Annotated in this window: 18 protein-coding genes; 15 read left to right on the top strand and 3 right to left on the bottom strand. The window is 67.1% G+C overall.

Annotated elements, in window-relative coordinates; all coding sequences use genetic code 11:
- Nucleotides 1-258 (top strand): RnfH family protein, encoded by a 258-nt coding sequence (locus ACTIGJ_RS00835; RefSeq protein ID WP_439638375.1) that lies wholly within the window; start codon nt 1-3, stop codon nt 256-258.
- Here the strand turns inward: ACTIGJ_RS00835 and ACTIGJ_RS00830 are convergent.
- Nucleotides 255-704 carry an outer membrane protein assembly factor BamE gene (locus tag ACTIGJ_RS00830; RefSeq protein WP_439638374.1) on the bottom strand — a complete coding sequence of 150 codons (450 nt, stop codon included), beginning with the start codon at nt 702-704 and terminating at the stop codon, nt 255-257. The genes ACTIGJ_RS00835 and ACTIGJ_RS00830 overlap by 4 nt on opposite strands.
- Before the next feature lie 107 nt (nt 705-811).
- Here ACTIGJ_RS00830 and fur point away from each other — a divergent pair, with 107 nt between their 5' ends.
- Nucleotides 812-1,255 (top strand): ferric iron uptake transcriptional regulator, encoded by a 444-nt coding sequence (gene fur, locus ACTIGJ_RS00825; protein WP_439638373.1) that lies wholly within the window; start codon nt 812-814, stop codon nt 1,253-1,255.
- A gap of 10 nt (nt 1,256-1,265) precedes the next feature.
- On the opposite strand, the gene recN is transcribed toward fur, so the two are convergent.
- Both recN and ACTIGJ_RS00815 read right to left on the bottom strand, forming a co-directional pair.
- On the bottom strand, nt 1,266-2,942 hold the full coding sequence (gene recN / locus ACTIGJ_RS00820) for a DNA repair protein RecN (RefSeq protein ID WP_439638372.1): 1,677 nt from the start codon (nt 2,940-2,942) through the stop codon (nt 1,266-1,268).
- A gap of 18 nt (nt 2,943-2,960) precedes the next feature.
- Nucleotides 2,961-3,878 carry an NAD(+) kinase gene (locus ACTIGJ_RS00815; RefSeq protein WP_439638371.1) on the bottom strand — a complete coding sequence of 306 codons (918 nt, stop codon included), beginning with the start codon at nt 3,876-3,878 and terminating at the stop codon, nt 2,961-2,963.
- 150 nt (nt 3,879-4,028) lie between these two features.
- Between ACTIGJ_RS00815 and hrcA the strand changes: the two genes are divergently transcribed.
- From hrcA to rlmE, 13 genes are all read left to right on the top strand, one after another.
- A complete protein-coding gene (gene hrcA, locus ACTIGJ_RS00810) occupies nt 4,029-5,078 on the top strand; it encodes a heat-inducible transcriptional repressor HrcA (protein ID WP_439638370.1) in 1,050 nt (349 codons plus the stop codon).
- 91 nt (nt 5,079-5,169) lie between these two features.
- Nucleotides 5,170-5,709 (top strand): nucleotide exchange factor GrpE, encoded by a 540-nt coding sequence (grpE, locus tag ACTIGJ_RS00805; protein WP_439638369.1) that lies wholly within the window; start codon nt 5,170-5,172, stop codon nt 5,707-5,709.
- A gap of 103 nt (nt 5,710-5,812) precedes the next feature.
- A complete protein-coding gene (gene dnaK, locus ACTIGJ_RS00800) occupies nt 5,813-7,747 on the top strand; it encodes a molecular chaperone DnaK (RefSeq protein WP_439638368.1) in 1,935 nt (644 codons plus the stop codon).
- Nucleotides 7,748-7,900: 153 nt separating this feature from the next.
- A complete protein-coding gene (dnaJ, locus tag ACTIGJ_RS00795) occupies nt 7,901-9,019 on the top strand; it encodes a molecular chaperone DnaJ (RefSeq protein WP_439638367.1) in 1,119 nt (372 codons plus the stop codon).
- A gap of 52 nt (nt 9,020-9,071) precedes the next feature.
- Nucleotides 9,072-9,887: a 4-hydroxy-tetrahydrodipicolinate reductase gene (dapB, locus tag ACTIGJ_RS00790; RefSeq protein WP_439638366.1), complete on the top strand. Its 816-nt coding sequence runs from the start codon at nt 9,072-9,074 to the stop codon at nt 9,885-9,887.
- A gap of 40 nt (nt 9,888-9,927) precedes the next feature.
- Entirely contained in the window at nt 9,928-11,790 is a 1,863-nt protein-coding gene (locus ACTIGJ_RS00785) for a potassium transporter Kup (RefSeq protein ID WP_439638365.1), read from the top strand.
- Complete coding sequence (locus ACTIGJ_RS00780) at nt 11,777-12,283, top strand: GNAT family N-acetyltransferase (protein ID WP_439638364.1); 507 nt, start codon at nt 11,777-11,779, stop codon at nt 12,281-12,283. Before ACTIGJ_RS00785 ends, ACTIGJ_RS00780 begins: the two co-directional genes overlap by 14 nt.
- 31 nt (nt 12,284-12,314) lie before the next feature.
- A complete protein-coding gene (locus ACTIGJ_RS00775; RefSeq protein ID WP_439638363.1) occupies nt 12,315-13,640 on the top strand; it encodes an amidohydrolase in 1,326 nt (441 codons plus the stop codon).
- 44 nt (nt 13,641-13,684) lie between these two features.
- Complete coding sequence (locus ACTIGJ_RS00770) at nt 13,685-14,743, top strand: PA0069 family radical SAM protein (RefSeq protein WP_439638362.1); 1,059 nt, start codon at nt 13,685-13,687, stop codon at nt 14,741-14,743.
- Between the two features lie 180 nt (nt 14,744-14,923).
- Entirely contained in the window at nt 14,924-16,075 is a 1,152-nt protein-coding gene (carA, locus tag ACTIGJ_RS00765) for a glutamine-hydrolyzing carbamoyl-phosphate synthase small subunit (protein ID WP_439638642.1), read from the top strand.
- Nucleotides 16,068-19,295, top strand: a complete 3,228-nt coding sequence (gene carB, locus ACTIGJ_RS00760; protein ID WP_439638361.1) for a carbamoyl-phosphate synthase large subunit — start codon at nt 16,068-16,070, stop codon at nt 19,293-19,295. Before carA ends, carB begins: the two co-directional genes overlap by 8 nt.
- Nucleotides 19,292-19,771 (top strand): transcription elongation factor GreA, encoded by a 480-nt coding sequence (greA, locus tag ACTIGJ_RS00755; RefSeq protein ID WP_439638360.1) that lies wholly within the window; start codon nt 19,292-19,294, stop codon nt 19,769-19,771. Before carB ends, greA begins: the two co-directional genes overlap by 4 nt.
- A 7-nt stretch (nt 19,772-19,778) precedes the next feature.
- Entirely contained in the window at nt 19,779-20,408 is a 630-nt protein-coding gene (rlmE, locus tag ACTIGJ_RS00750) for a 23S rRNA (uridine(2552)-2'-O)-methyltransferase RlmE (RefSeq protein WP_439638359.1), read from the top strand.
- Nucleotides 20,409-20,417: the final 9 nt, after the last annotated feature.

Raw genomic sequence — 20,417 nt, 5'->3', positions numbered from 1 at the left:
GTGGTGATGGCGGTCGCCGGCGGCAGTGTCGTTCGCCGGACAGTCGAATTGCCGATCACGGCATCCGTGCGCGATGCCCTGTCGGCCGCCGCGATGGCCGTGCCGGACGGCGGCGTGGCGACGGTGTTCGGCCGGATCAGGTCGCTGGAGAGTGCCGTTGCGGACGGCGAGCGCGTCGAGATCTGCCTTCCGCTGGCGGCCGATCCCAAGCAGGCGCGCCGCAGCCGGGCGCGCCGAAGAGCAAATCCCGGCCGCTAGTTGCTGCCCTTCGACTCCGTGCCCTTGGCCAGCGGGTCCTGGCTGGTGCCGGCATCCGGGCTCGTGTCGGCAGCGTTGCCGTCGCTCGCGGTCTTCGCCGTGTCCGGGCTGCCCGGCGTCGCGTTGTGGCTGGCGATCTGCACACCCTCCATCCGGTCGAGCTTGTCGCCGGCGAAATAGAGACTGATCGTGCGGGTCGAGACCTTGCCGCGCGGGTCCTTGTAATAGCCGAAGTAGTCCCAGCGATCGTTGCGGAATGGCGAGGTGGCGATCGGCGTGCCGAGCAGGAACTTCACCTGTTCACGGGTCTGGCCGACTTTCAGCAGATCGAACTGCTTCTGATCGATCACATTGCCCTGACGGGTCGGCAGCTTGTAGACGAGGAAGCAGCCCGACAGGCTGAAACTCAGCAGGACCGCAAAGATCGAACGAATGGCCGGGCGCATGTAGGTTGTGGCTGAAAAGCGAGATGCGATAATAGCGCAACGTCGTTTAGGGCACGTTCCGTGCGTTTTGCGCGCTGATCGCCTTCATTTCGCTCAAGGAAAGCCTCATGGAATCGCAGGATCTTCGCAACGCGGGACTCAAGGTGACCTTGCCGCGGCTCAAGATCATCGAGATGCTGGAACACAGCCCGACGCGCCACCTGTCCGCCGAAGAAATCTACCGGCGGCTGATGGATGGCGGCGAGGACATCGGCCTGGCGACGGTCTACCGGGTGCTGACGCAGTTCGAGGCAGCCGGCCTGGTGACCCGCCATCATTTCGAAGGCGGCCACGCGGTGTTCGAGCTGGAGCGCGGCCACCACCACGATCACATCGTCTGCATGCAGTGCGGCCGGGTCGATGAGTTCGAGGACGAGATCATCGAGAAGCGCCAGCGCGAAAAGGCGGACTCGCTCGGCTTCAAGCTGATCGAGCACAACCTGATCATGTACGGCGAGTGCCAGAAGAAGGACTGCCCGCACCTGAAGCAGGCGTCCAGCCGGCGCCTGTAAGGCTCCTCGATCAGCGCCGCGTTGCGGCCCGGCCGAGCAGTTCCTCGGCGAGGCTGACGGTGCTGCCGCCGCTGCCGTCGCCGCCGAGCATCCGCGACAGTTCGGCGATGCGGGCGGCGTGATCCAGCGGCCGCACCGAAGTTCGCGTCTGGCCGTTGGCCACCGATTTCGCGATGCCGTAGTGGGCGTTGCCCCGGGCGGCGACTTGGGCGAGATGGGTGACGCACAGCACCTGCCGGTGCGTGCCCAGCGCGGCCAATTGCTGGCCGACGACATCCGCGGTGACGCCGCCAATACCGGCGTCGACCTCGTCGAAGATCATCGTCGCCGCGCCTTCCTCCGACAGCAGGCTGACCTGCAGCGCAAGGCTGATGCGAGACAGCTCGCCGCCGGACGCTACCTTGGCCAGCGGCCGGGGCGGCTGGCCCGGGTTGGCGGAGAAATCGAAGCGCACCGAATCGGCACCGTGCAGCGTCGGTCGGTCGCGGCCGAGCGGCTCCACGGCCACGACGAACTCGGCGTTCGGCATGCCCAGCTCGCGAACCCGGCCGGTCACGGCTGCGGCCAGGGTGATCGCCGCCGCCCGGCGGGCGCTGGTCAGCGCCGCCGCCGCGGCACCGTAGGCTTTCAGTGCCGTGGCCCGCAGGTCTTCGAGGCGGGCCAGCGCGGTGCCGGCGTCTTCAAGCGTGCCCAGCTCCACGCGCAGTTCGGCGTGGCGCTGCACCAGCTCGTCGGCGCGCACCCGGTGCTTGCGCGCCAGATCGTGGATCGCGCCGAGGCGGCCTTCGACCTCGGCCAGCCGCTCCGGGTCGAGATCCAGGCGCTCGATCAGGCGGCGCACCGCGTCGGCCGCTTCCCGGACCTGCGCCTGCGCCGCCGCCGCCAGGCTCTCGGCCTCGGCGAAACCCTCGTGCAGCGGCGTCAGGCCGTGCAGCACCGTCAGCGCCCGCGACAGCTGGTCATAGACACTGGACTCGCCGCCGTACAGCAGCTGCTGGGCGCCGTCGCCCTCGTTGATCAGCCGGCCGGCATTGGCAAGTCGCTTGTGCTCGGCATCGAGTTCGACCAGTTCCTCGGCGCTCAACGCCAGCGCATCGAGCTCCTGCAGCTGGAAGCGCAGGTACTCCAGCTGTGCCGGATCGCGGCTCTGGACGCTGCGCAGCGCTTCGATGTCGGCTTCGATCTGCTGGACCGATCGGGCTGCGGCCGCAACTGCCGCGAGCGGGCCCGGATAGCGGCCGGATTCGTCGAGCGCGCGTCGCTGGGCATCGGCCATCAGCAATGAACGGCTTTCGCCCTGGCCGAAGATTTCCACCAGCCGTTCGCCGAGATCGCGCAGTTCGGTGGCGCTGACGGCGCTGCCGTTGACGAAGGCGCGGGTCCGGCCTTCGGCGTGGACGACGCGGCGGATCATGCAGTCGTCGCCATCGCGCAGGTCCCGCTCGGTCAGCCAGTCGGCGGCGGCGGCGCAATCGGCCACGGAAAATTCGGCCGCCACCTCGGCCTTGTCGGCGCCGGCGCGGACCAGCGTGGCATCGGCACGCAGACCGATCACCAGGCCGAGAGCGTCGATCAGGATCGATTTGCCGGCGCCGGTCTCGCCGGTGAGCACATGAAAGCCGGTCGACCAGTCGAGGTTCAGCTCGTCGATGATCGCGAGGTTCTTGATCTGCAGGCTGCGCAGCATGGGGTCGGGGCGTGGAGACTATTTCTTGAGCATGCCGACCGGGTTGCGACCCCAGTCGAGCTTGTCGCGCAGCAGTTCGAAGTAGCTGTAGTGGCGCGGGTGCAGCAGTACCAGGTCCTGCGGCGAACGGCGGATTTCGACGGCGTCCGACGGACTCAGCGCCGTGCCGATCTGGCCGTCGCAGGTCATCGTCGCGCCGGATTCGTTGGCGCCCAGCACGATGCGCACGGTGCGCGAGGCGGGCACCACGATCGGCCGGTCGGTCAGCGTGTGCGGGCAGATCGGTACCAGCGCCAGCGCCGCCAGCGCCGGATGCACGACCGGACCACCGCCGGACAGCGCATAGGCGGTCGAACCGGTGGCGGTCGACACGATGAAGCCGTCGGCGCGGTGCTGGCTGATGAACTCCCAGCCGTCACCGACGTCGCTGGCCAGGAAGGTGGCGAACTCGACCATGCGGATCGCCGCCTGGTTGCGGATCACCACGTCGTTCACCGCCATCCACGGCAAGCTCAGGCCGCCGTCGGCGCGGCGCACGCGCGCTTCCAGCACCAGCCGCGTCTCGCGGATGTACTCGCCGCGGAACAGGGCGCCGAGCGTGGCCGCCATGTCCTCCGGGCGGACATCGACCAGAAAGCCGAGCCGGCCCTGGTTGACGCCGAGGATCGGCACGCCGGAACTGGCGAGGCTGCGGCCGGCGTCGAGCAGGGTGCCGTCGCCGCCGATCACCACGATCAGCTGGCAGCGGCTGGCCAGTTCCTCGCGACTGGCAGTCGGGCAGCTGCCGGACGGCAGCAGGCGAGCGGTTTCGGTTTCCACCAGCACGTCGCGGCGGTGTTCGCGAAGCAGGCTACAGAGCCGGCCGAGCGTGTCGGTGACGCGGGGATCGCGGCGCTTGCCGATCACGCCGACGGTCTGGAAAAGGCTGGGAGTCACGAGGGACAGTCGGGGTGACCGGCGGCGCACTTGGTTTTGCGAGTGGGGCGCAAATTATCATGAAATCCGCAAACCTAAGGCCGGTGCGCCGCACCGTTTGCGTGCGATTCTTGCCTGCCCGTGCCGTGCTGCCCGAACCTTGCAATGCCCATGTCCGAGAAACTCGACCCCCGCGCCGCCGAACTGCTGAAGTTGCTGATCGAGCGCCATCTGCAGGATGGCCAGCCGGTCGGTTCGCGCACCCTGGCGCGCGCCTTCAAGGTGGAACTCAGCCCGGCGACGATCCGCAACGTGATGGCCGATCTCGAGGACCTCGGCTTCGTCGCCAGCCCGCATACCTCGGCCGGCCGCGTGCCGACCCAGGCCGGCTATCGCTACTTCGTCGACACCCTGCTGGCGCCCGAGCCGCTGTCGGCCGCCGAGCTGGAGCGGATCGCCGGCGAGCTGCTGCCCGGCAGCAAGTCCTCGGCCGACATGCTGCAGACCGTGTCCGGCCTGCTCAGCCGGCTGTCGTCGATGGCCGGCGTGGTCACCGTGCCGCGCCGCAATGTCACCGTGCTGCGGCGGATCGAATTCCTGAACCTGTCCGGCGGCCGGGTGCTGGCGATCCTGGTGGTCAACCAGCGCGAGGTACAGAACCGCGTGCTCGACATGGGCCGCGACTACAGCGCCCAGGAGTTGGAGCGCTACGCCAACATCATCAACGAGACCTTCGCCGGCCGCGATCTGCTGAGCCTGCGGCGGACCCTGGCTGATGAACTGGTGGAAGCCCAGAAGCGCATCAACCAGATGCTCGGCGAGGCGGCGGCGCTGGCCGAGGCGGCGCTGAAGGGGCAGGACGCCGATGACGACTACGTGCTGGCCGGCGGCACCAACCTGCTCGGCTTCCAGGAGCTGTCCGACGTCGGCCGCCTGCGCCGGCTGTTCGACGTGCTCGACCAGAAGCGCGACCTGCTCGACCTGTTCGACCAGTGCCTGACCGCCTCCGGCGTGCAGATCTTCATCGGCGGCGAATCCGGCTACCAGGTGCTCGACGGCTGCAGCCTGGTCACCGCGCCGTATGCCATCGACGGTCAGGTGGCCGGCGTGCTCGGCGTGATCGGGCCGACGCGGATGGCCTACCAGCGGATCATTCCGCTGGTGTCGGAAACCGCGCGGCTGCTCGGAAACGGGCTGGGATCCGGCCTTGAAAGCCGCTGAAGCATCCCAAAAAGGCTGAGCAGGCGAGGCGCGGGGGCGTCATCGCCGCCGAATCACCCGCCTGAAACACCCGAACCGATTGGAATCCACGATGACGGAATCATCCGCAACGCCCTCGGCTGCGCCCGAGGCCAGCAGCACCTCGGTGTCGATCGAGGAATACGAAGCGCTCAACGCCCGCCTCACCGAGGCCGAAGCGGCCGCCAGCACGGCGCGCGACGCGCAGCTGCGCGCCATGGCTGAACTCGACAACGTGCGCAAGCGCGCCGAGCGCGAGATCGACAGTGCCCGCAAGTTCGGCACCGAGCGGGTGCTCGGCGACCTGCTGGCGATCAACGACAGCCTCGAACTCGGCATCAAGGCTGCCGGCAGCCCGGAAGCCACGGCGGCGTCGATCGGCGAAGGCATGACCCTGACCCACGGCCAGCTGCTGAAGTTCTTCGAGAAGCACGGCATCAGCATCGTCGACCCGGCCGGGCAGCCGTTTAACCCGGACCTGCACGAGGCCGTGTCGGCGGTGCCCAGCGCCGACGTCGCGCCGAATCACGTGATCAGCGTGCTGCAGAAGGGCTATCGCCTGCACGAGCGCCTGCTGCGGCCGGCGATGGTCATCGTCGCCAAGGCACCGTAAGTCGGCGACGCCCCGCGCGTCGTCGATGGCAGCTTGAAAGCGCGCTGCCAACCAACACATCTCCCGCATCAACAACTCACCGAACACTGGAGTACCCCACATCATGGCCAAGATCATCGGCATCGACCTCGGCACCACCAATTCCTGCGTCGCGATCATGGAAGGCGGCACCGCCAAGGTCATCGAGAACGCCGAAGGCGAGCGCACCACGCCGTCGGTCGTCGCTTACCAGGAAGATGGCCAGACCACGGTCGGCCGTCCGGCCAAGCGTCAGGCCGTCACCAACCCGCACAACACGCTGTATGCCGTGAAGCGCCTGATCGGCCGCCGGTTCGACGACTCGGTGGTGCAGAAGGACATCGCGATGGTGCCGTACAAGATCGTCAAGGCCGCCAATGGCGACGCCTGGGTCGAAGCGCGCGGCAAGCCGATGGCGGCCCAGCAGATCTCCGCCGAAGTGCTGATCAAGATGAAGAAGACCGCCGAAGACTATCTCGGCGAGAAGGTCACCGAGGCGGTCATCACGGTGCCGGCCTACTTCAACGACAGCCAGCGCCAGGCAACCAAGGACGCCGGCCGCATCGCCGGTCTGGACGTCAAGCGCATCATCAACGAGCCGACCGCTGCCGCACTCGCGTTCGGCATGGACAAGGTCAAGGGCGACCGCAAGATCGCCGTCTATGACCTCGGCGGCGGCACCTTCGACATCTCGATCATCGAGATCGCCGAAGTCGACGGCGAGCACCAGTTCGAAGTGCTGTCGACCAACGGCGACACCTTCCTCGGTGGCGAAGACTTCGACATGCGCGTCATCGACTACATCGTCGAGGAGTTCAAGAAGGAATCGGGCATCAACCTGAAGAACGATCCGCTGGCGCTGCAGCGTCTGAAGGAAGCGGCCGAGAAGGCGAAGATCGAGCTGTCGTCGACGACCCAGACCGACGTCAACCTGCCGTACATCACGGCGGATGCGACCGGCCCGAAGCACCTGAACATCAAGATGACCCGCGCCAAGCTGGAATCGCTGGTCGATGATCTGGTCGCCAAGACGCTGGAGCCCTGCAAGGTGGCGCTGAAGGATGCCGGTCTGTCGGCATCGGAGATTCAGGAAGTGATCCTGGTCGGCGGCCAGACTCGCATGCCGAAGGTGCAGGACGCGGTCAAGGGCCTGTTCGGCCGCGAGCCGCGCCGCGACGTCAACCCGGACGAAGCGGTGGCCGTCGGTGCGGCGATTCAGGGCGCGGTGCTGGCTGGCGATGTCAAGGACGTGCTGCTGCTCGACGTCACGCCGCTGTCGCTGGGCATCGAGACGCTGGGCGGCAAGATGACCAAGCTGATCGACAAGAACACCACGATCCCGACCCGCAAGTCGGAAACCTTCACCACCGCCGAAGACAACCAGGGCGCGGTGACCGTGCACGTGCTGCAGGGCGAGCGCGAGATCGCCAGCGCCAACAAGTCGCTCGGCAAGTTCGATCTGCAGGACATTCCGCCGGCGCCGCGTGGCGTGCCGCAGGTCGAGGTGACCTTCGACATCGACGCCAACGGCATCCTGAACGTGTCGGCGAAGGACAAGGCCACGGGCAAGTCGCAGTCGATCGTCGTCAAGGCCAACTCCGGCCTGAGCGACGACGAGATCAAGAAGATGATCAAGGACGCCGAGGCCCATGCCGACGAGGACCGCAAGTTCAACGAGCTGATCACCGCCCGCAATCAGGGTGACCAGATGATCCACGGCGTGGAGAAGTCGCTGAAGGATCTGGCCTCGGAAGTGGCCGAAGACGAGAAGAAGGCGATCGAATCGGCGATTGCCGAACTGCGCGAGGCGCTGAAGGGCTCGGACAAGGATGCGATCACCGCCAAGACCGAGGCGCTGGCCGCAGCTAGCGGCAAGCTGGCCGAGCGGGCCTATGCCAAGGCCAGTGCCGCCGGCGGTGCGCCGGGGGCCGAGGCCGGTGCCGGCGCTGGTGCCGCGCCAGGCGGCGCCGATGGCGATGTCGTCGATGCCGAGTTCACCGAAGTGAAGGACAAGAAGTAAGACGTCGGACGGTCCGGCGGGAGGCATGGGAGCGTCGCCTGACGGCCGCTCTCAGGCCTCCCGCCTTTTTGCGTCACAGGACACCCGCACCGGATTCATCGAGATGCCGTTCCGCATCGCCACATCCCTGATGCCGTCTGCCTTACCGAAATCATGAGCAAGCGCGATTACTACGAAGTCCTCGGCGTCGCCAAGGGCGCGACCGATGACGAACTGAAGAAGGCCTATCGCAAGCTGGCGATGAAGCTGCACCCGGATCGCAACCCGGGCGACAAGTCGGCCGAGGAGAAATTCAAGGAAGCAAATGAGGCCTACGAAGTCCTGACCGACGCGCAGAAGCGCGCCGTCTACGACAAGTACGGCCACGAAGGCCTGCAGCGCGGTGGTGGCGGCAGCGACTTCGGCGGCGGCTTCGCCGACATCTTCGGCGACGTGTTCTCGGACATCTTCGGCGGTGGTCGTGGCGGTCCCCGGCGCGGCGCGGACCTGCGCTACCGCATCGAGCTGTCGCTGGAACAGGCGGTGTTCGGCACCACCGAAACGATCAAGATCCCCACCGTTCGCGACTGCGAGCCCTGCAACGGCAACGGCACCGCCGACGGCAAGCCGGCGCCGCAATGCGGCACCTGCCGTGGCCAGGGCCAGGTACGCGTGCAGCAGGGCTTCTTCGTGCTGCAGCAGAGCTGCCCGGCCTGCCGGGGGCGCGGCACCTTGGTCACCGATACCTGCAAGTCCTGCCGCGGCGTCGGCAAGACCCGCAACGAAAAGACGCTGGAAGTGAAGATTCCGCCGGGTGTCGACACCGGCGACCGCATCCGCCTGACCGGCGAGGGCGAACCGGGCGAGCGCAACGCGCCGGCGGGCGATCTCTACGTGCAGGTGGAAGTGAAGCCGCACGAGATCTTCGAGCGCGACAACAACGATCTGCACTGCCAGGTGCCGGTCGGCTTCGTGGTGGCGGCGCTCGGCGGCGAGATGGACGTGCCGACGCTGAACGGCCGCGCCAAGCTCACGGTTCCCGAAGGCACCCAGAGCGGCAAGGTGTTCCGGCTGCGCGGGCTCGGCGTCAAGCCGGTGCGCGGTGGTCCGCAAGGCGATCTGCTGTGCAGCGTGATCGTCGAGACGCCGGTACATCTGACGCGCAAGCAGAAGGACCTGCTCAAGGAATTCGGCGAAACGGTCGACAAGGGCGGCGACAAGCACAGCCCGGCCGCCAGTTCCTGGCTGTCGAAGGCCAAGCAGTTCTTCGAACAGCACATCAAGCCGGGCTGAGCGCGGCCGCGCCGCGCCACCCGTCGACGTCACGATCCGAAAAATTCTCGCCATGAACCAGCCTCTTGCCGTTGCCATCCTCGGCGCCTCCGGCCGCATGGGACGCGCGCTGATCGACAGCACCCTGCGCACGCCGACCTTACGTCTGGGCGCCGCCATCGAACGCGGCGGCCATCCGTCGCTCGGCAGCGATGCCGGCACCCTGATCGGCGTTGCCCCGGCCGGCGTGGCGCTGACCGACCAGCTGCCCGCTGCGCTGGCGGCGACCGCCGTGCTGGTCGACTTCACCGGTCCGGCGGCGACGCTGGCGGCGCTGGCGGCCTGTGTCGCGGCGCGGCGGCCGATGGTGATCGGCACCACCGGCTTCACGCCGGAGCAGAAGGACGCGATCGCGGCAGCTGCCCGCGAGATTCCGGTCTGCATCGCCGCCAACTACTCGGTCGGCGTCAACGTCGCGCTCAAGCTGGTCGAGCTGGCGGCGCGCACCCTGGGTGACGACTACGACGTCGAGATCGTTGAAGCCCATCACCGCCACAAGGTCGATTCGCCGAGCGGCACCGCGCTGGCCTTCGGCGAAGCCGCCGCCGCCGGCCTCGAGCGCGACCTGCGCAGCAACGCGATCTACGGCCGCGAAGGCCAGATCGGCCCGCGCAAGCGCGAGACCATCGGCTTCGCGACCGTGCGTGGCGGCGATGTGGTCGGCGATCACACGGTGCTGTTCCTCGGCGATGGCGAGCGGGTGGAGATTTCCCATCGGGCCAGCAGCCGCACCAACTTCGCCAGCGGCGCGCTGCGCGCGGCCGAATGGCTGGCCGGCCAGCCGGCCGGGCTCTATTCGATGCGGGATGTGCTTGGCCTGAACGGCTGAATTAAAGTCGGCGCGGCGCCTATTCCTTCCCACCCCGGCGATGCACGACCGCAAGACCCTGAGCCTGAGCGTTGCCGCGCTCGGCGTTGTGTACGGCGACATCGGCACCAGCCCGATCTACGCGCTGCGGGAATGCTTCTACGGCGAGCACGGCATCGCGCCGACGCCGGCCAACGTGCTCGGCGTGCTCAGCCTGATCACCTGGGCGCTGATGCTGGTGGTGACGCTGAAGTACCTGACGATCGTGCTGCGCGCCGACAACCGGGGCGAGGGCGGCACCATCGCGCTGGTCGCGCTGCTCAATCCCTGGCGTGCGCGGCCCGGTTCGCAGCGCTACCTGCTGATGCTGCTCGGCCTGTTCGGCGCGGCGCTGCTGTATGGCGACGGCGCGATCACCCCGGCGATCTCGGTGCTGTCGGCCATCGAGGGCCTGAGCGTGGCAGCCCCGGCGCTGCACGGGCTGGTGGTGCCGCTGACCCTGCTGATCATCGTCGGCATCTTCCTGATGCAGCAGCGCGGCACCGGCGGCATCGGCGCGCTGTTCGGTCCCGGCATGACCCTCTGGTTCCTGACCCTGGCGGCGCTCGGCGTGCACGGCGTGATCGGCAATCCGGCGGTGCTGGTGGCGCTGTCGCCGACCCATGCGGTTGACTTCTTCCTCCGCAACGGCAGCACCGGCTTCCTGGTGCTCAGTTCGGTGTTCCTGGTCGTCACCGGCGCCGAGGCGCTGTACGCCGACATGGGCCACTTCGGGCGTTCGCCGATCCGCCGCGCCTGGCTGCTGCTGGTGCTGCCGGCGCTGCTGCTGAACTACTACGGCCAGGGTGCCCTGATCCTCGACGGCGGCGATGGTCTGCACAACCCGTTCTACCAGCTGGCGCCGGGCTGGATGCGCTACCCGCTGATCGGGCTGACCACCTTCGCCACCGTGATCGCCTCGCAGGCGATGATCACCGGCGCTTTTTCGCTGACCCGCCAGCTGGTGCAGCTCGGTCAGCTGCCGCGCCTGACCATCATCCAGACCTCCGGCGACGAGCAGGGCCAGATCTACATTCCGGCGGTCAACTGGCTGCTGATGCTGCTGTGCATCGCCCTGGTGCTGTCGTTCCGCTCGTCGACCCATCTGGCGGCGGCCTACGGCATCGCGGTGTCGTCGACCATGGTGGTGACCACGGTACTGGCGTTCTTCGTCGCCCGCCGCCATGACTGGCATCCCGCGCTGGTGCTGCCGCTGGCGCTGCTGTTCCTGGTCATCGACCTGGCGTTCTTCGGCGCTAACCTGCTGAAGGTGATGGCCGGCGGCTGGGTGCCGCTGCTGATGGCGGTCTGCATCTTCACCTTGATGACCACCTGGAGCCGCGGCCGCAAGCTGCTGCAGCTCCGGATCGCCGAGGGCGAGGTCAGCACCGAGGCGCTCGCGCGGCGCGTCAAGTACGACCCGCCGCATCGGATTCCCGGCACCGGCGTCTACCTGACCGGCGGCGACCATGCGCCCGCCTATCTGCTGCGCCATCTCGAACGTAACCGCGTGCTGAACGAGCGCATCGTGCTGCTGACCGTGCAAACGGTGGACGAGCCGCGCGTGCCGGCCATCGACCGGCTGCGCGGCTGGGGCATCGCCCCCGGCATCTACCGGCTGGTGATCCGCTACGGCTTCATGCAGACCCCGAACGTGCCGGTGGCGCTGCGCCTCAGCGAGCAGCTCGGCCTGGACATCGACATCGACGACGTCACCTATTTCCTGGGCCGGGCGACGCTGATTCCGTCCGACACGCTGCCGGGTATGGCGCTGTGGCGCGACCACCTGTTCGCCTTCATGGCCCACAACGCGGTCCGGGCGACCGACTTCTACAGCCTGCCGCCCGAAGACGTCGTCGAGCTGGGCTTCCATGTCGAAATCTGAGGGCGCTTCGATGCTGTCGATCACTCCGGCAACGGCGGCCGACGTGCCGGCCATCCTGCATCTGATCCGCGCGCTGGCCGACTACGAAAAGCTGTCGCACGAGGTGGTGGCGACCGAAGCCAGCCTGCAGGCGGCGCTGTTTGGCAGCACCCCCGGCGCCGAATGCCTGATCGCCCGTGCCGAGGGCGCGGCAGTTGGCTTCGCGCTGTACTTCCACAACTTCTCCACGTTCCTGAGCCGGCGCGGGCTGTACCTGGAAGACCTGTTCGTCGAACCGGCCCATCGCGGCAAGGGCTACGGCAAGGCCTTGCTGCGGCAGCTGGCGCAGATCGCCGTGGCGCGCGGCTGTGGCCGGCTGGAGTGGTCGGTGCTCGACTGGAACGCGCCGGCGATCGGCTTCTACGAAAGCCTCGGCGCCCGGCTGATGCAGGAATGGCGGATCTTCCGGCTGACCGGTGACGCGCTGCAGACGTTCGCGACGGGCAGCCGCTAATCTGGGCCATTCCCGGTCCGGACCTGCGGCGATGAAGCGTCTCCTGATATTCCCCGTGCTGCTGCTGGGCCTGCAGGCGAACATCGCCGTGCAGGCTGCCGACACGGGTCTGCGGCAGCGGGCCGATACGCTGGTCGACGGCGTGATGGCGGACGTGATCAGCGCCCGCCGGCACCTGCACGCGCATCCGGAGCTGTCGAACCGCGAAGTGGAGACCGGCGCCTGGATCGCCGGCCGCCTGCAGGCGCTGGGCTATACGGTGCAGACCGGCGTCGCCGGTCATGGCGTGGTCGCGGTGCTGAAGGGCGGCAAGCCCGGGCCGGTCGTCGCGCTGCGTGCCGACATGGACGGGCTGCCGGTGGCCGAGGAAGTCGATCTGCCATTCGCGTCGACGGTGAAATCGACCTTCGACGGCAAGGAGGTCGGCGTGATGCACGCCTGCGGTCACGACACCCACATGGCGATGCTGCTCGGTGCGGCCGAGGTGCTGATGACGCTGCGCGCGCAGCTCCCGGGCACCGTCAAGCTGATCTTCCAGCCGGCGGAGGAAGGACCGCCGCCGGGCGAGGACGCCGGCGCCAAGCGGATGATCGAGGAAGGCGTGCTGAGCAGCGCGCCGGTGCCGGAAGTGATCTTCGGCCTGCATGTGCTGACCGAATACGAAAGCGGCAAGCTGGCCTTTCGCGCTGGCGGCCTGATGGCCTCGTCCGAAGATCTGACGATCACCGTCACCGGCCGTCAGACGCACGGCGCGATCCCGTGGAACGGCGTCGATCCGATCGTTGCCAGCGCCCAGATCATCAATGCGCTGCAGACCGTGGTCAGCCGCCAGATCGACATCACCCAGGGGGCGGCGATCGTCACCATCGGCAAGATCGAAGGTGGCGTGCGCAACAACATCATTCCCGAGCGGGTGGTGATGAAGGGCACCTTGCGGGCGCTGAACCCGGAAGCGCGCATCAAGCTGGCGGAAGCGGTGCGTCGCACGGCGACCCGGACGGCGGAAGCCACCGGCGCCACGGCCGAGGTGAAGATCGGGGTCGACCACCGCTATCCGGTCACCTACAACGACCCGTCGCTGACGGCCCGCATGCGACCGACCTTGGCCCGCCTGGCCGGCGATGCCAACCTGATCGAATCGACGCCGCAGACGGTATCCGAGGATTTCTCGTTCTACCAGCAGAAGATTCCCGGCCTGTTCGTGTTTGTCGGCGTCCGCAAGCCCGGCGCCAGCAGGGACGAGTACGCGCCCAACCATTCGCCACGCTTCAAGGTCGACGAAGCCGGGCTGCCGCTGGGCGTGCGGGCGCTGGTCGGCCTGACGCTCGACTACATGAGCGGCGCCGGAAGCCGTTGATGGCCATCTGTCCGCGCGGCCGTCGGGACGCCTGAAGGCGCGCCGTGCTGCGCAAGGGCAGGGGCGCCGGCTCCAACGAGGCGGGCCGTTTCGAGACGCAAGCCGTCAACAAGGTCGATGACGGCTGGGATCTGGCGCCGGAGTCCGAGGCATCGTTCCAGACCATCGTCAGCCCGGTGCAGGCGAAATCGATCCTGACCCGCAATGAATCGCCCGACATCGGCTTCGACCAGACCATCAACCCCTATCAAGGCTGCGAGCACGGCTGCAACTACTGCTACGCGCGCCCCAGCCACGGTTACCTGAACCTGTCGGCCGGGCTCGATTTCGAGACCCGCCTGTTCGCCAAGATCAACGCCGCCGAGGTGCTGGATGCCGAACTGCGGCGGCGCCGCTACCAGCCGGTGTTCACCATGCTCGGCGCCAACACCGACTGCTACCAGCCGATCGAGAAGACCTACCGGATCACTCGCCAGGTGCTCGAAGTGCTGGCGCGCTTCCGCCATCCGGTCGGCATCATCACCAAGGGCACCCTGATCGAACGCGACCTCGACCTGCTGGCGGATCTGGCGCGCGACCGGCTGGTGACGGTCGGCATCACGCTGACCACGCTGGAATCCGGCCTGAAGCGGACGCTGGAGCCGCGCGCCGCATCGCCGGCCGCGCGCTTGAAGGTGATGCGACAGCTGGCCGACATCGGCGTGCCGGTGCGGGTGATGTTCTCGCCGATCATTCCGTTCGTGAACGACGCCGAGCTTGAAGCGGTGCTCGAAGCGGGCCGCGACCACGGCGCGACCTCGGCCAGCTACGTGCTGCTGCGGCTGCCACACGAGGTCAAGGACCTGTTTCGCGGCTGGCTGGACACCCATCTGCCGCTGAAGGCGGCGCATGTGATGAGCCTCGTGCAGCAGATGCGCGGCGGCCGTGACTACGACGCGTCGTTCGGCACGCGGATGAAGGGCGAGGGCGCGTTCGCCGACCTGATCAGACAGCGCTACCGGCTGGCCACGCGCAGGCTCGGCCTCGACCGGCCGCGCTTCGAGCCCGATATCAGCCGGTTCCGGGTGCCGTCCGCCGGGGGGCAGGGACAGTTCGAATTCTGATCGGCACGAGTTGTGCACGAAATGCCGGTGGATTGATGGACGCCTTCCGGTCGCACCGGTAAAATGGCGTCTTAATCCTGCAAGGGGGGCGAACCATCGCGGTTCGGCCCCCCTTTGCTTATGCGCGGTCGCCGTGCAGCAGGGGAATACCTCAAGCTCATCAAGGACTTCTCCTACAACATGCGTCAAACGACACCGGCTCTTCTCGCGCTCGCCGACGGCAGCATCTTTCATGGCGTCTCGATCGGCATCGAGGGTTCGACGGTCGGCGAAGTGGTGTTCAACACGGCGATGACCGGCTACCAGGAAATCCTCACCGATCCCTCGTACCGCGAACAGATCGTCACGCTGACCTATCCGCACATCGGCAATGTCGGCGTCAACCCGGAGGACGACGAGTCCGAAAAGACCCAGCTGGCCGGCCTTGTCCTGCGGGAAGTGCCGCGTCCGCCGTCGAACTTCCGCTCCAGGCAGTCGTTCGGCGATTACCTGCTGGCACAGCGCGTCGTCGCGATCGCCGGCATTGATACCCGCCGCCTGACCCGGATCCTGCGCGACAAGGGTGCGCAGAACGGCTGCATCGTCGCGGGTCACGGCATCGACGAGCAGGCGGCACTTCAGCAGGCGCAGGCCTGGCCGGGCCTGAAGAACATGGATCTCGCCAAGGTTGTCACCACGGCGGCGCCCTATGCCTGGACGCGTGGCAGCTGGGAACTCAAGACCAATGCCGAGCCGGACATCAGCGGCGGCAGCCGCCATGTCGTGGTCTACGACTTTGGCGTCAAGCGCAACATCCTGCGCATGCTGGTCGATCGCGGCTGCCGGGTGACGGTGGTGCCGGCGAAGTCGACGGCGGCCGAGGTCCTCAAGCTCAAGCCGGACGGCGTGATGCTGTCGAACGGCCCCGGCGATCCGGCGCCCTGCGATTACGCGATCGCCGCCGCCCGCGAATTCCTTGCCATGAAGTTGCCCACCTTCGGCATCTGCCTCGGCCACCAGATTCTCGGTCTGGCCAGTGGCGCCAAGACACTCAAGATGAAGTTCGGCCATCACGGCGCCAACCACCCGGTGCAGGATCTCGAAACGCGGCGCGTGCTGATCACCAGCCAGAACCACGGCTTCGCCGTTGACGAAGCCAGCCTTCCGGCCAATGCGATCGTCACCCACCGCTCGCTGTTCGACGGTTCCAACCAGGGCATCCGCCTGACCGACGCGCCGGCCTTCAGCTTCCAGGGACACCCGGAAGCCAGCCCAGGACCCCATGACGTGAGTTATCTGTTCGACCGTTTCGTCACCCTGATCGACGCCACGAAGGAGCGCGCCCGTGGCTAAGCGCACCGACCTGAAGAGCATCCTGATCATCGGCGCCGGCCCGATCGTCATCGGCCAGGCCTGCGAGTTCGACTACTCCGGCGCCCAGGCCTGCAAGGCGCTGCGCGCCGAGGGTTACCGGGTGATCCTGGTCAACTCCAATCCGGCGACGATCATGACCGACCCGGAAATGGCCGACGCCACCTACATCGAGCCGATCCGCTGGCAGACCGTCGCCCGGATCATCGAGAAGGAGCGCCCGGACGCGGTGCTGCCGACCATGGGCGGCCAGACCGCGCTCAACTGCGCGCTCGATCTGGCCCGCGAAGGCGTTCTGGAAAAGTTCGGCTGCGAGCTGATCGGCGCCAACGCCCATGCCATCGATCTGGCCGAAGACCGCCAGAAATTCCGCGATGCGATGACCGAGATCGGTCTCGGCTCGGCGCGCTCTGGCGTGGCGCATTCGATGGACGAGGCCCGCACGATCCAGGCCGGCATCGGCTATCCGGTGATCATCCGGCCGAGCTTCACCTTGGGCGGCTCGGGCGGCGGTATCGCCTACAACGTCGAAGAGTTCGAGGAGATCGTCACCCGTGGTCTGGACCTGTCGCCGACCACCGAAGTGCTGATCGAGGAATCGCTGCTCGGCTGGAAGGAGTACGAGATGGAAGTGGTCCGGGATCGCCTGGACAACTGCATCATCGTCTGCTCGATCGAGAACCTCGATCCGATGGGCGTGCACACCGGCGACTCGATCACCGTCGCACCGGCGCAGACGCTGACCGACAAGGAATACCAGATCATGCGTAACGCCAGCATCGCGGTGCTGCGCAAGATCGGGGTCGACACCGGCGGCTCCAACGTGCAGTTCGCGATCAATCCTGACGATGGCCGGATGATCGTCATCGAGATGAATCCGCGCGTGTCGCGTTCCTCGGCGCTGGCCTCGAAGGCCACCGGCTTCCCGATCGCCAAGATCGCGGCCAAGCTCGCGGTCGGCTACACGCTGGATGAGCTGCGCAACGAGATCACTGGCGGTGTCACGCCGGCCTCGTTCGAGCCGTCGATCGATTACGTCGTCACCAAGATTCCGCGCTTCACGTTCGAGAAATTCCCGACCGCCGACTCGCGCCTGACCACGCAGATGAAGTCGGTCGGTGAAGTCATGGCGATCGGCCGCAACTTCCAGGAATCGCTGCAGAAAGCCCTGCGCGGCCTCGAAGTGGGCTCCGACGGCTTCGATCCGGTGGTGCCGGACCCGAGCAGCGAAGCAGGGCTGACCAAGATTCGCGAAGAACTGGCGACGCCGCGTTCGGGCCGCATCTGGTACGTCGGCGATGCCTTCCGCGCCGGCATGAGCCTGGCGGACGTGTTCCGCTATTCGAAGATCGATCCCTGGTTCCTCGACCAGATCGCCGAGATCATCGCCGTCGAGGCCGACATCGCACGGTCGCGTGTCGACGGCGTGTCGGCAGCCGAGCTGCGCAGCTGGAAGCGGCTCGGCTTCTCGGACCGCCGCATCGCCAGATTGCTTGGCATCAAGGCCGAGGCCGTGCGCGCCCGTCGCCACGCGCTCGGCATCCGGCCGGTCTACAAGCGCGTGGATACCTGCGCCGCCGAATTCCCGTCGTCAACCGCGTACCTGTATTCCAGCTACGACGAGGAATGCGAGGCGGCGGTCAGCGATCGCAAGAAGATCATCGTGCTTGGCGGTGGCCCGAACCGTATCGGCCAGGGCATCGAGTTCGACTACTGCTGCGTGCACGCCGCGATGGCACTGCGCGAAGACGGTTTCGAAACGATCATGGTGAATTGCAACCCGGAAACCGTGTCGACCGATTACGACACCTCCGATCGCCTGTACTTCGAGCCGCTGACGTTCGAAGACGTGATGGAGATCATCGAGCTGGAAAAGCCGGTCGGCGTGATCGTGCAGTTCGGCGGCCAGACGCCGCTGAAGCTGGCGCGGGCGCTGGAAGCCGCCGGTGCGCCGATCATCGGCACCAGCCCGGATTCGATCGACCTCGCCGAAGACCGCGAGCGTTTCCAGAAGCTGGTCGACACGCTCAAGCTCAAGCAGCCGCCGAACGGCGTCGCGACGTCGCTGGAAGCTGCGCTGGCCGTCGCGCAGAAAGTGGGCTACCCGCTGGTGGTGCGACCGAGCTACGTGCTGGGCGGCCGGGCGATGGAGATCGTCCATGACGATGCCGACCTGCAGCGCTACATGACCGAGGCGGTCAAGGTGTCGAACGATTCGCCGGTGCTGCTCGATCGCTTCCTCGAGAACGCCATCGAGGTCGACGTCGATGCGCTGGCCGACGCCGCCGGCAACGTGGTGATCGGCGGCATCATGGAGCACATCGAGCAGGCCGGCGTGCACTCCGGCGACTCGGCCTGCTCGCTGCCGGCCTATTCGCTGAGCCGCAAGGTGCAGGACGACATCCGGGAGCAGATGTTCAAGCTGGCGCGGGCACTGAACGTCTGCGGCCTGATGAACGCCCAGTTCGCGCTGCAGGGTGAAACCGTCTACCTGCTGGAAGTGAACCCGCGCGCGTCGCGCACCAGCCCGTTCGTGTCGAAGGCGATCGGCCGGCCGCTGGCCAAGATTGCGGCCCGCTGCATGGCCGGCCAGACCTTGGCCAGCCAGAGCGTGGTCAAGGAGATCGTGCCGGCCTACTACTCGGTCAAGGAATCGGTGTTCCCGTTCGCCAAGTTCCCGGGTGTCGATCCGCTGCTCGGCCCGGAAATGCGCTCGACCGGCGAAGTGATGGGTGCCGGCGCGCATTTCGGCGAGGCCTTCAACAAGGCGCTGCTGGCGGCCGGCATGACCCTGCCGTCGTCCGGCACCGCCTTCGTGTCGGTCCGCGAGGCCGACAAGACGCGGGCGGTGGAACTGGGCCGTCTGCTGATCGCCAAGGGCTTCAAGGTGGTGGCGACCGAGGGCACCGCGCGCACGCTTGCGGCGGCAGGGCTGGCCTGTGAGCGCGTCAACAAGGTCAAGGAAGGCCGCCCGCACTGTGTCGACATGATCAAGAACGGCGAGATCCAGTTCATCGCCAACACCACCGAAGGCAAGAAGTCGGTCGAGGAATCGCATTCGATCCGCGCCGCCGCCATCGCCCAGAAACTGTGCTATTTCACGACCATCGCTGGCGCCTGCGCGGCGGCGATCGCGATGGATCATCTCGACCATGTCGACGTGAATCGGCTCCAGGACCTTCACCAGCAAATCGCCGCATGAGCACCAAGACCCCGATGACCCTGCGTGGCGCCGAAGCGCTGCGCGAGGAACTGCGCTACCGGAAGAGCGAACTGCGGCCGAAGATCATCGCGGCCGTCGACGAGGCGCGCTCGCATGGCGACCTGAAGGAAAACGCCGAGTACGCAGCCGCGCGCGAGGAACATGGCTTCAACGAAGGCCGCATCGGCGAGATCGAGGGCAAGCTGTCGAACGCCGTGATCGTCGATCCGGCCGGCCTGCCGAAGTCCGGCAAGGTGGTGTTTTCGACGACCGTCGATCTGGTCGATGCCGATTCCGGCGACGAACTGCGCTACCAGATCGTCGGCGAGGACGAGGCCGACATCAAGAAAGGCCTGATCTCGGTGAATTCGCCGATCGCGCGGGCGCTGATCGGCAAGTCCGAAGGCGATGTCGCCCAGGTGCAGACGCCGGGCGGCGTCCGCGAACTGGAAGTCGTGAAGGTCAGCTACCTCTGAGACGGGATTGAGCAAGGCGCGCAGTAAGAGCAGCACCCAATGGCTGGCCGAGCACGAGGCCGATCCCTACGTGCAGCTGGCCCGCAAGGAAGGCTATCGCTCGCGGGCGGTCTACAAGCTCAAGGAAATCCAGGAACGGGACCGGATCTTCCGGCCCGGAATGACGGTCGTCGACCTGGGCGCCGCGCCTGGCGGCTGGAGCCAGTACGCCCGCCCGCAGATCGGCAAGAATGGGCGGCTGGTGGCGCTCGACATCCTGCCGATGAAGGAGGTGCCGGGGGTGGAGTTCATCTGCGGCGATTTCCGCGAGGATGTGGTGCTGCAGGCGCTGGAATCCCTGGTGCCGGTCGGAGCCGCCGATCTTGTGTTGTCGGACATGGCCCCCAATATCTCGGGTATCGACGTCGCCGACCAGGCGTCCTCGATCTACCTCTGTGAACTGGCGCTGGATTTCGCTGTCCAGCGACTGAAGCCGGGGGGCGCGTTCCTGGTCAAGCTGTTCCAGGGCGAGGGATCGGAGGCGTACCTGAAGATGGTGCGGAACCGTTTCAAGACCGTGCAGATTCGAAAACCCAAGGCCTCGCGCCAGCGTAGCCCGGAGGTTTACGTTCTGGCGCGTGACCATCGGGTCGTGTAGTGTCAAAAC

It is taken from the genome of Nevskia sp. (genome assembly GCF_051860985.1).
In the GTDB taxonomy this organism is placed as follows: domain Bacteria; phylum Pseudomonadota; class Gammaproteobacteria; order Nevskiales; family Nevskiaceae; genus Nevskia.
Note: the sequence above shows the minus strand (reverse complement) of the source record. Positions and strands in the feature narration are given on the sequence as shown.